The sequence below is a fragment of the Streptomyces atratus genome (genome assembly GCF_040655115.1).
Lineage (GTDB): Bacteria > Actinomycetota > Actinomycetes > Streptomycetales > Streptomycetaceae > Streptomyces > Streptomyces atratus_D.
The window spans coordinates 25,485-36,808 of sequence record NZ_JBFAJH010000016.1; the positions used below are offsets into that span (position 1 = coordinate 25,485).

Annotated in this window: 8 protein-coding genes and 1 pseudogene; 6 read left to right on the forward strand and 3 right to left on the reverse strand. The window is 67.7% G+C overall.

Annotated elements, in window-relative coordinates:
- The first annotated feature begins 10 nt into the window (after positions 1-10).
- The 4 genes and pseudogenes from AB0I23_RS19280 (at position 11) to AB0I23_RS19300 (ending at position 3,800) form a co-directional block, all read left to right on the forward strand.
- Entirely contained in the window at positions 11-1,012 is a 1,002-nt protein-coding gene (locus AB0I23_RS19280) for a TIGR03842 family LLM class F420-dependent oxidoreductase (RefSeq protein WP_359110685.1), read from the forward strand.
- Positions 1,013-1,565: 553 nt separating this feature from the next.
- Positions 1,566-3,113: an NCS1 family nucleobase:cation symporter-1 gene (locus AB0I23_RS19290; RefSeq protein WP_359110686.1), complete on the forward strand. Its 1,548-nt coding sequence runs from the start codon at positions 1,566-1,568 to the stop codon at positions 3,111-3,113.
- A gap of 274 nt (positions 3,114-3,387) precedes the next feature.
- Positions 3,388-3,538 (forward strand): annotated as a pseudogene (locus AB0I23_RS19295) (transposase); the annotation flags it as partial.
- A gap of 19 nt (positions 3,539-3,557) precedes the next feature.
- A complete protein-coding gene (locus tag AB0I23_RS19300) occupies positions 3,558-3,800 on the forward strand; it encodes a helix-turn-helix domain-containing protein (RefSeq protein WP_359110688.1) in 243 nt (80 codons plus the stop codon).
- Between the two features lie 463 nt (positions 3,801-4,263).
- Here the strand turns inward: AB0I23_RS19300 and AB0I23_RS19305 are convergent, their stop codons facing one another.
- The 3 genes from AB0I23_RS19305 to AB0I23_RS19315 form a co-directional block, all read right to left on the reverse strand.
- Positions 4,264-5,283, reverse strand: a complete 1,020-nt coding sequence (locus tag AB0I23_RS19305; RefSeq protein WP_359110690.1) for an ATP-grasp domain-containing protein — start codon at positions 5,281-5,283, stop codon at positions 4,264-4,266.
- A 90-nt stretch (positions 5,284-5,373) separates the two neighbouring features.
- Positions 5,374-7,383, reverse strand: coding sequence for a carbamoyltransferase C-terminal domain-containing protein (locus AB0I23_RS19310; protein ID WP_359110692.1), 2,010 nt, complete (start codon positions 7,381-7,383; stop codon positions 5,374-5,376).
- An 89-nt stretch (positions 7,384-7,472) separates the two neighbouring features.
- The gene (locus AB0I23_RS19315; protein WP_359110693.1) at positions 7,473-8,612 is read right to left on the reverse strand and encodes a hypothetical protein; all 1,140 of its coding nucleotides are present in this window, start codon (positions 8,610-8,612) and stop codon (positions 7,473-7,475) included.
- 87 nt (positions 8,613-8,699) lie between these two features.
- On the opposite strand from AB0I23_RS19315, the gene AB0I23_RS19320 reads away from it, so the two are divergent.
- On the forward strand, positions 8,700-9,161 hold the full coding sequence (locus AB0I23_RS19320) for a hypothetical protein (RefSeq protein ID WP_359110694.1): 462 nt from the start codon (positions 8,700-8,702) through the stop codon (positions 9,159-9,161).
- 22 nt (positions 9,162-9,183) lie between these two features.
- Positions 9,184-11,324 (forward strand): NB-ARC domain-containing protein (locus AB0I23_RS19325; RefSeq protein WP_359110695.1); only part of this gene is annotated, 2,141 nt, incomplete at its 3' end.

Sequence of the window (11,324 nt, forward strand, 5' to 3'; positions counted from 1 at the left end):
AGCACCTGTCATGGACTTCGGACTCGTCCTCCAGACCGACCCACCCGCCTCGGCCGTCGTGGGCCTGATGCGCCGCGCCGAACGCAACGGCTTCCGTTACGGCTGGACCTTCGACTCGGCGGTGCTCTGGCAGGAACCGTTCGTCATCTACAGCCGGATCCTCGAGCACACCGAACGCCTCGTCGTCGGACCCATGGTCACCAACCCGGGCACCCGTACCTGGGAGGTCACCGCCTCCACCTTCGCCACCCTCAACGACATGTACGGCAACCGCACCGTCTGCGGCATCGGCCGCGGCGACTCCGCGATGCGCGTCGCCGGACGCAAGCCCAACACCCTGGCCCGCCTCGGCGAGGCCATCGACGTCATCCGGGACCTCGCCGAAGGCCGGGAAGCGACCGTCGACGGGCAGCCGGTCCAGATCCCGTGGGTGAAGGACGGCAGACTGCCTGTCTGGATGGCCGCGTACGGTCCGAAGGCCCTCGCCCTCGCCGGACAGAAGGCCGACGGATTCATCCTGCAGCTCGCCGACCCGTTCCTCACCGAGTGGATGGTCAAGGCGGTGCGGGACGCGGCGGCGGAGGCGGGCCGCGACCCGGACTCCGTGACCATCTGCGTCGCCGCCCCCGCCTACGTGGGCGACGACCTCGACCACGCCCGCGAGCAGTGCCGCTGGTTCGGTGGCATGGTCGGCAACCATGTCGCGGACCTGGTGTCCCGGTACGGCGAACACTCCGGCCTGGTACCCGAGGCACTGACCGAGTACATCGCGGGGCGTGCCGGATACGACTACAGCCACCACGGGCGCGCCGGAAACCCGGACACCGCCTTCGTCCCCGACGAGATCGTCGACCGGTTCTGCCTCCTCGGCCCCGCCGAGGCGCACATCGAGAAGCTCCGGGCGCTGCGCGACCTGGGCGTCGACCAGTTCGCCGTCTACAACATGCACGATGCGCGCGAGGCGACGATCGACGCGTACGGCTCCGAGATCATCCCCGCCCTGTCCGCCTGACCCGCGCCTCCCCCCACGGCTGTACGCGCCCCCTCCCCAGCCCCGCACGGCACCGCTCCCGAGCGAAGGGTCCAGCCGCAATGACGTCCACCGTCCCACCCACTCCACCGACCCCACCGCGGGACCGCATGTCCGCGCCGCCGGACCGGGTGGAACTCGCCCCCGGCGCGGTCCCCGTGGACAACCGCTTCATCAACGCGGACCTGTTGCCCGTTCCCCTGGAGCGGCGTAACTGGACCACGTACAACTTCGCCGCCCTCTGTATCGCGCAAGAGAAAACACGAACATGGGCACGGGGCGCTGACCTGCGGGTTCGTGGAGGTGCTCGCCAGGTGGGGGGTGCAGGGTCCGGTTCGTCCGGGTTCGGCCTGTCGCCGTGGGCTGCTGCCGTTGCATCTGGCCGAGCCGGCGCCTGTGGCCTTGGCCTCTTTTCCGCGAGCAGCACCAGGGGCTGACTGGCGTCCGGCTCCTTCGTATGACCCGAGGGCCCAGTGCCGAGCTCTCGGGGAGGTCGCGTTCCCCTGTACGAGACTCCGCGAACCGAGGTGGCTTCATGTCCTCCAGCGCACCGTCAATACCCGAGACGTCCACGATCCAGCAGACCTATCCCGATGGCCGCGTCGCCCTCGCCGAGGGGGTCGTCCTGGACGATGCCCGGTTCGCCAACGACGATCTGGCGCCGGTGCCCGTCGAGAGACGTACCTGGGGTGTGTACAACTATTTGAGTCTTTGGGTGGGAATGGCTCATAACATTCCGTCCTGGACCCTGGCCTCGGGTCTGGTCGCGCTCGGCATGGACTGGAAGCAGGCGGTCCTCACCATCGCGCTGGCCAACCTCATCGTGCTGGTGCCGATGCTGCTCACGGGGCATGCGGGGACGAAGTACGGGATTCCGTTCCCGGTGTTCGCGCGGGCGTCGTTCGGGATGCGGGGTGCGAATCTGCCGGCGCTGATTCGGGCGGCGGTGGCGTGTGCCTGGTTCGGTATCCAGACCTGGATCGGCGGCGAGGGGATCTTCCTGCTGGCCGGGAAGCTCTTCGGCAGCGGTTGGCAGACCGCTGGTCAGGTCGCCGGGCAGCCGTGGACACTGTGGCTGTCGTTCGGTCTGTTCTGGGCGCTGGAGATCGCGGTGATCGCGCGGGGCATGGAGACCCTGCGGCGGTTCGAGAACTGGGCCGCGCCGTTCGTGATTGTGGGTGCGCTGGCGTTGCTGGTGTGGATCGTGGTGAAGGCGGGTGGGTTCGGTCCGCTGCTGTCGCAGCCGTCGGCGCTGGGGTGGGGAAGCGGTTTCTGGAAGGTGTTCTTCCCGGCCCTGATGGGCATGATCGGGTTCTGGTCCACGCTGTCGCTCAACATTCCGGACTTCACCCGTTTCGGCGGCAGCCAGCGCGCCCAGATGCGTGGCCAGGCCCTGGGTCTTCCCACCACCATGACGCTGTTCGCGCTGCTCTCGGTGCTGGTCACCTCGGGCTCGCAGGCGGTCTACGGCGCCCCGATCTGGGACCCGATCGCGCTCGCCGCGAAGATGGACAGTGTCGCGGGCACCCTCTTCGCCCTGCTCGTGGTCCTGGTCGCCACCCTGTCGGTGAACATCGCGGCCAACGTCGTCAGCCCGGCGTACGACCTCGCCAACCTGGTGCCGCGCTTCATCAACTTCCGTACCGGCGCGCTGATCACGGGCGTGGTCGGGATCGCCATCATGCCGTGGAAACTGATCGCCAACCCGCACGTCTACATCTTCACCTGGCTGGGCGTTGTCGGCGGCTTGCTCGGCACCGTCGCGGGCGTCCTGATCGCCGACTACTGGCTGATCCGCCGCACCGAACTGGCACTGGACGAGCTGTACAGCCCTGCCGGCCGCTACTGGTACACGGGTGGCTGGAACCTGCGCGCGGTCCTCGCCCTCCTCGTCGGCGGCGTCCTCGCCATCGGCGGCTCCTACTCCACTATCGACGCCAACGGCATGGCACAGGGCCCCTTTCCCACCGACGGCCTCATCCCCTTCCTCAAGCCCCTCGCCGATTACGGCTGGGCCGTCGGCTTCGCCTCCTCCCTCCTCCTCTACACCCTCCTCAACCTTGGTGAACGCACCAGACGCTGAGAGCCCGAAACCCCGCAGCCGCCCCCACCCCGCCCCACCCCGCCCCACCCCGCCCCACCCCGCCCCACCCCGCCCCGCCTCCCGGCGCCTCGCCGCGAGGCGGAGGCGCGCACGCCATCCACAGGGCGAGGACCCGGTCGCTGCCAGCCGTGGACAGGGATCGAAGCACTACACCGATCACGCCGGCGACGCCGGCCGCGGCCAGCGCGGGTCCGGCCTGAGCTAAGACCGTGTCCTACATGGTGGTTGGTCGTTGAGGAAGGCATGGGCAGCGTTGGGTGAGGGCTGGATCGTTCCGGACGGGCTGTGGGAGATCGCCAAGCCCTTGTTGCCACCGGCCCGTGTGAGGCCGACAGGGTGGCGGGGTCGTGAACATCGACGACGAGGCGGTGTTCGCCGCGATCATCTACGTGCTGGTCAGCGGGTGAGCCGGCCGACCCGCAGATGCGGGCGCGGGCAGATGCCCAGGTTGCCGGCTTCCACTTGGGAGGGCTGCGCAAGCTGGTGGGCAAGACCCAGGCTGAGGTCGCCGCACTTGGGGGAGTGTCGCAGTCGCGGATCTCCCAGATCGAGAACGGCGACATCGAAGTCATGGAGCTGGAGACCCTGCGCGCCTACGCAGCAGCGCTCGGGAGCCACGTCGACGTCACGGTCAGCATCGGCCCGCATGTCGTCAAGGTCGTTTGAACGTCAGACCCCGGCTGTACGGCGGATTGCAGTGGGATGGCCGTACGCGCCGCGCTGCTCCTCCTGGGCCTGAACGGTCCTGAACGGTGTTGAAGCGGTTGGCCGTGCGCTCCCGGTCGCGGGTGAGGAACCGCAGTGAGTAGCCCCAGGTGCTGTTCTCCCGGGCCAGGTGCACGATCAACTGCCGGACGGTGGCTGCGGTAGCAGGCCGACCCGGCCAGTGGCCCGCGGGATAGGTCCACTCGCGGGCGACGAGCCTCCGGTGCCTGGCCAATAGACTCGTCGGAGTGACGGCGAAGACTCTGGTACCAGCGGTAATGCGGTACCAGCCGGGACAGGAGGGCGAGCCGGATCCGGTCAGCGGGTTCGTGGGGGACTCGCGCGATCTGGCGGCGCAGCACGGCCTTCTCGTGCCGCAAAGCCAACGCCTCCGCATTCTTGGCCGCGTAGGCGCCTCCGGGTCTCATAGTGATCCCTCTCGGGCTGTGGCTGATGTGAGGAAGTACTCTTCCGAGTACCTGACCATGGAGACCCCCGAGGCGTAGCGCATCTCATCGCGGTCGACGTCCTTTCCGGCAAGTACGCCTATGTAGCGGCCCACGATGTCAGCCCCGGCGGCCTCACTCAGGACGATACCGCCACCGAATCGTGGATTTATCTCCGTAATGTATACCGGCGTCTGCGGGTCCGTGGTGATGAAACCCTGGACGCAGCACGGGCCTTCGAACATGACAGCGTCGATCGCATCCCGGACGGCCTTCAGCACCCTGGGATCGTGAAAAGTCGTGCCCGCCACGCTCATGCCGCCCTTCACCCGGTCCCGCATTCGGAGAGCGCACACCGACTGCCCCTCGCCCCAACGAAGACAGTCAGCGGTGAACTCCTGTCCCGTGAGCAGTGGTTGGACGATGGGTGCCGGTATGAGTTCGCAGACCGCAGATGCCTGCTTCAGAGTGAAGCAGCGGTACACGTCCCGGCTGCCTCGCCCGGTACGGGGTTTGACGATGAGTCCGGACACCGACTCGATGGAGCCGATCTCGTCGGGCAGGTAGGTGACCGGGGTGGGAATTCCGTTCTTGTTCAGGACTTTGGAGAAGAGGAGCTTGTCCAAACACTGTTCAACGGTGGAGGGACTCGGAAGCCAGGTTGCGAGTCCCAGCCGCCACAGCTCATCCCCCCGAGATGCGAGCACCATCAGCTCTTCGTCCAGGGTCGGAACGAATGCGGTGGCAGCGGTCGCCTCCGCCAGCTCGGAGAGCTGAGCGAAGTATCGAGCATCAGACGCCGGCAGCGTCAAGTGGGGTTCTACATCCGGTAGGTGGAGCCCCGAAGCCAGCGGGTCGCAGTCCAGCGCGACAATACTGATACCTCGGTTCCGCAATGTCTTGATCAGGCCGAAGCCCGCTGCGCCGCCAACACCAGTGACCATCACCCTGGACAACGGGTCCGGGCTGGGCATTGCGCTCCTGGCTGTCTTGTTCATTGAGTCCCTCGCCTGCTCTCGGTACCACTGAGCGGATCTCATCGTGACCAGCTCGGGTGACGGCCGGCCGGCCGCGCACCAGGTGACCCTTCACTGCGGACGGGTGACCCGACGGCCGGCGATGTAGAGCACGTCGATGCCCTGGCGGAGGAACAGTTCGAGAGCTTCGGCCGGGCGTTCCACGATGGGTTCCCCCGGGCCGTTGAGTGAGGTGTTCAGGACGACGGGAATCCCGGTGAGTTCGTGGAAGCGGCTGATGAGCCGGTAGTAGTCACCGCTGGTCGCGTCGACGGTCTGAATGCGTGCGGTGCCGTCGACGTGGGTCACGGCGTCGAGTCCCGGCGCGTCGACCTCGGCGTTGAAGAGCATGTACGGCGACGGCAACGGCACTGACCCGAACCATCTGACTGCATGTTCTTCGAGCACCGACGGTGCCAGTGGGCGCCATTGCTCGCGGTGCTTGACGCGGTTCACACGCGGCCAGTTGTCGGCAGGCCGCGGATCGGCCAGCAGCGACCGGTGCCCCAACGCTCTCGGACCGGCCTCGCTGCGGCCGTCAAACCAGGCTACGAGCTTGTCCTGGACGAGATCCTCCGCGGCGCGGACGGCCATGTCGTCACACCGTTCGACGACGACCAGGTTCGCCACTTCGGCCAGCGCTCGCTCCACCTCGTCCTCGTGGTACGTCGGCCCAAGGTAAGGGCTGGAGCACCTCGGCCTGCTGTCGGACAGCGGGTTGCCGAAGACGTTGTGGTAGACGGCGAGTGCCGCACCGATGGCGATCCCGCCGTCGTCGCACATCGGCTCAACGAAGACGCGTGCGAAGCTGCCTTCCGAGGCGATGCGGGAGTTCGACGGGCAGTTCAGCGCGGTGCCGCCGCTCAGGCAGAGGTTGTTCGTGTCCCGGCCGAGCGCTACCAGCAGCTTGTGCAGCGAGTCTGCCGCCGCCAGGCGGATCTGCTCCAGCAACAACTGGGTGCTCGCCGCGATGTCGACGTTGATCGGCGCGGTGACCTGTGTGGGCCGGCCGTACGGCTGCATGTCGTAACCGGAACGCCGACCGGCGTCGACGCAGTGCCGCAGCCAGTCTGCCGCCACATCGGTGAACCGGTTCCGGTAGTCATGGTAGTTGCCTACGAACCGCTCATCGAAGAATTGCGGTCGCCCGTGTGCGGCGAGGCCCATGAGTTTGCCTGGCCCGCCGGGGACGCCGAGACCGAGCATGGTGGAGACGTGCTGGTAGAGGAAGCCGATGTTCAGTGTGTGGGGCATGAGTGGATATATGGCTTCGTCCTCGGCGTAGAAATACATTCCGGGACTGCATGCCTGTTCCTCGAAGCTGCGGCCCCGAACCCGTTCCTCATCGATGGAATACCCGTCGTGGGTCAGGATGGCAGCCCGGCGAAAACTCGACTGGTAGTACGAGCAGGCGGCATGGGCCAAGTGGTGGTGGACGGCGTAGCCCGGTATCCGGAAGCCGTCGATCGTGACGACGACCGGGGTATGGAAGCCGTGTCTCAGATCCTCCGAGAGGTGTTGGGAATCGAAGGGCCCGTGCAGGCCGACCGGAACTCGCCAGGTCTCGTCGACCGAGAAGTGGTCCAGCCAGGGAACCCCTCGGGAGAGGCATTCCGTCCGCTGTAGGTCTCCCGGAGTCATCTGCGCGAAGACCTGGCCCACATAGCTCTGCGACAGGTCCGGGTCGGACAGCATGTGAAACAGCGTGCGTTCTCCGGATGCCGCGATCTCCGCATGGCTCAGGCCGGAGAACCGTGCGGCGAACGGGCGGTCGAACTCGTCCTCGCCGCAGTACCGGACGACGAGCCGTGACGGGTCGTCCACCAGGAGTTCGACGGCTTGCGTGGAGGAGACCGCCACGACGTCGACGTCGCCGGGACCGAGCCCGGCGGCCTTGAGCGTCGCGCCGATAGTGTCCATGTCCAGGCCGAGCCGATGCTTGATCCGGCTGACCCTCTCGCACAGCGTGAACGCGACGATTTCCCCGGATCGGATGACCGCCACGGCTGCGTCGTGGCCGAAGTGCAGACCCAGCACTGTCGAGCCGGGGCCGGTCTCGCGTCGCTTCTCGGTGAGCCCCATACTGTTTCTCCGATCAGGCATGTCGCTCGTGTGGGAGATGGCCCTTCCTGTGTGTCCCCATTCTCATGACGGCTGGTACTGCCGTCTGGCTATGGGTCAAGGCGGTCGGAGACCTTTGTCCACCGTCGTGAGGTCCCGTCTTGCGCTGTCAGCGTCGTGGCGTCGGGGGAGTGCAGGCTGATCGGACCGCTGTCCCGGCGGGCTCCCAGCGGCACGTCGACCGATTCACCACGGATGACGCTTTCCGCGCCGTTTGCCGCAACCCTCCCGCTGAACGCGTTCGTGAAGGTTCGGCCCTGATCGTGGCTCATGCCCAGCCACCAGACGCTGTCGCCGATCTGTCGGATGTAGTACGTGCCTGCGTCGTCCGCGGTCCAGATCCCGGTGAGGCTCCCCCGTGCCACCGGTGCGACGATGTCGACCGAGTACACCGGACCGACCGCGAACGAGTCTGCCTGCCCGGGCTGGGTGGGACGCGAGGCGAGGAACCCGCAGACTCGTACTTGGGTACCCGGCGGGAGGTCGCGGCCACGCAGCCGCGCCGACCCGTCCGGCGCCACCGGGGCATCGCCGTTGACTGGGCGCCCGTCGAGGAAGAGCACGCTGTTTCCGTCGCGCTGCATCCAGCCGGGAAATCGTGGCGATCGCGTGCGCCCCAGGATCGTGCAGACCATGGTCTGTTGCTCCGGAACGTTCGGCCATGCCGCCCCGGGGCTTCGCAGCGGACGGTCGAGCTTGATAGTGAAGGAGATGTCGTCGCCTTCCGCGGCGAGGTTCCGGACGACAGTGCCGTGCGCGACCACGGACTCCGCGCTCGCGACCAGTCCGCGGGCGTTCGACCCGCCGGCACCGAACTGCTCGGTGAACTCGGCGATGGCGTCCACCCTCGTCGGCAGGTCGGTCCTGTTCCACATCGAGCAGCCGAAGCCGCCGGTTTCCCGCAGCCTTCCTATCTCGTCGGTTGACACCAGGCTCAGATCCATCGAGCCGCTCTGCGGGACGTCGCCGCGCGGGGTGTCCGCCCACTCACCGAGCACCGTCGAGCCGATCAGTCGGCCGCGGTAGACGTTGGCGAACCTGAGGCCGAGGTGAAACTCATCGGCTCCCAGCGGTGTGTCGGCGCTCAGCCCCACCCACCACAGTGTCCCGGCCTCGTGACGGACGAAGTACAGTGCGCGATCCTCGCCCACCCACGTTCCGGTCAGGGTTCCGTCCCTTGGTGTGAACATAGCCATGACTCTGAACGAGGGGCGATCGACATGCAACCCCGTGTAACCATAGGGCGGTTACGTGATAGTCGGCTGAAGGAGGCCAGTATGTCTGGCGAATTGATCGCCTCATTGGCATCGTCCGGAGCACTGGCTTTGGTCAATGCTGCTGCGACCGACGCATGGAATGGCGCCCGAGACGGTTTTCTCAGGCTGTTCGGGCATGGTGAAGCCGAGCGCGAACGTGTCACGGCGAACCGGCTCGACGAGGTCGCGGCGCAGCTGGAAGGAGCCGGTGAGGACCGCCAGGACCAGGTGCGAGAGGCGTTGCTGCTCGTCTGGCGCACCCGGCTGGCCGATCTACTGGAGGAACGGCCGGACGCTGCCGCGGAGATCCGGGCCCTGATCGAGCAGGTCCAAGCCGCGCTGCCGACAGCACAACCACAGGGCAAGCAGGCGATCGGCACCGGATCGGCCTATCTTGCCAACAGCGGCGGGGTGAACATCGTGAACACCGGTGTAGCAGGAGACATCACCTTGCGCGGCGAACCGCGTGGCCATGAAGCCTGAGTCATCCGGGAGGAATGACGCCGTGCGGTCGTCCGGCGACGTCCGCCTGCAAAGCACCGGCGGTGTCAACATCGGCAACACCGGGATCATTGGCACGCTCGTCATCGGCGAAGTGCAGCCCCAGGCCGAGGAACGGCCGTGGATGGTTCCGCCGCCTGCCGGGCCGGTGGTCGACCGGCCGGAGCTGGCCCGGTCGTTACGGGACGCCCTGCTCGCCCCGAACGCGGACCTTGTCGCTGTGACCACAGCGCTGGAAGGTGCCGGCGGATTTGGCAAGACCACCCTGGCCTCCCACGTCTGCGGCACCGATCCCGTGATCAGAGACCGGTTTCCCGGCGGACTGCTGTGGGTGACGATCGGCCAGCACGTCACCGGCACTGAGCTGGCCAGTAAGGTCAACGGCCTGTATGAGCTGCTGGCGGGCAGGCCGTCCACGGTGTCCGATCCCGAGCTGGCTGGCGCCCAACTCGGCGCCCAACTCGACCAACGGCCCGACATGCTCCTGGTCATCGATGACGCATGGCAGGCGGCGCAACTGAGACCGTTTCTGATCGGCGGGCACCGGTGCCGACGACTGGTCACTACCCGCAATCGAGCGGCGCTGCCGCACGGAGCACTGTCGGTGCTGGTTGACGTGATGGAGCGCGCCGAGGCCGCGCAGGCAGTGACGGGCGGCCTGAGCGGCATGTCCCCGGCAATGGTGCAGCGTCTGCTGGCGTCGACCGGCAGGTGGCCGGTGCTACTGGCGCTGGTGAACGCGGCTGTCATGGAGTACCAGCGGCAAGGGGCCACGCTAGAGGAGGCGGGTGCGTGGGTAAATCGCCGACTGGCGGCCGAAGGTCCGACCGCCCTCGACCTCGGTGACGTGCACAGTCGGGAGAAGGCCGTGGACTCAACCGTTCAAGCGAGCCTCGATCTGCTGAGCCCGGACGAACGGGAACGCTACTTCGACCTCGGTATCTTCCCGGAGGACACCGACGTACCCGGCGAGGCGCTGTTCCTGCTGTGGAGAGGCACTGGTGGGCTGACCCGCAACGCGGCCGAGCAGTTGCGGGTCAAGCTGGTCTCGTTACGGCTCGCTACCGGGTCCTGGCAGCAGGGCCCGGCACTGCGACTGCACGACATCTTTCGGAGCTACCTCCGCCATCACCAGGGCCCTGCTGGGTTGGCCGCATTGAACCGGGCGTTGCTCGACGAGGCTCGATCACTCGTGGAACCCTCTCGGGTCGACCGGCCGGAGCGCACAGCTTGGTGGCTGCTGCCCAACGACGCCGACTACCTGTGGCGGAATCTCAGTTACCACCTCGCCGAAGCCGAACGAGCCGCAGAGCTGACCGAGCTCGCCTGCGACCTGCGCTGGCTGCTGGCCAGGATCGAGCGCTACGGCCCAGTGGCGGCCGACGCGGATCTGGCCCTGGCCAAGGCGCCGGTCGCGCGGGAACTGCGCCAGGCTATCGGCCAGGCGGCGCACCTGCTCGTTCCGCTTGAGCCCAGCCTCGCCGACACCCTGCTGTCCCGTCTGCACGGCACGGCCGCGGGCGATCACATTGCGGTAGCGGCAGCCAAACCGGCCGGAGTTCACCTGACACCGCTCTGGCCGCTTCCCGACCGGCCCGACCGGGCGCTGCGCCGCACCCTGGAAGGCCACACCGGTTCGGTCCGCGGTTGTGCCACCTCGCCAGACGGCCGGTGGCTCGTCTCCGCCGGTTTCGACCGCACGGTCAGGATCTGGAACGTCGACTCCGGCTCGTTGCAGGCCACCTTGAACGGCCACCTCGGCTGGGTCTGGGACTGCGCCGTCTCTAAGGACGGCAGTTGGCTCGCCTCGGCGGGCGACGACGGGGAGGTTCGGCTCTGGGAGGTGGCCACGGGTGCGGTGCGGGCCGTGCTGTCGGGGCATCGGGGTGCGGTGACCGGCTGCGCGGTCGCCCCGGACGGCAGTTGGCTGGCCTCCACCGGGACGGATGGTGCTGTCCGCATCTGGGAGGTGGCCACGGGTGCGGTGCGGGCCGTGCTGTCGGGGCATCGGGGTGCGGTGACCGGCTGCGCGGTCGCCCCGGACGGCAGCTGGCTGGCCTCCACCGGGACGGATGGTGCTGTCCGCATCTGGGAGGTGGCCACGGGTGCGGTGCGGGCCGTGCTGTCGGGGCATCGGGGTGCGGT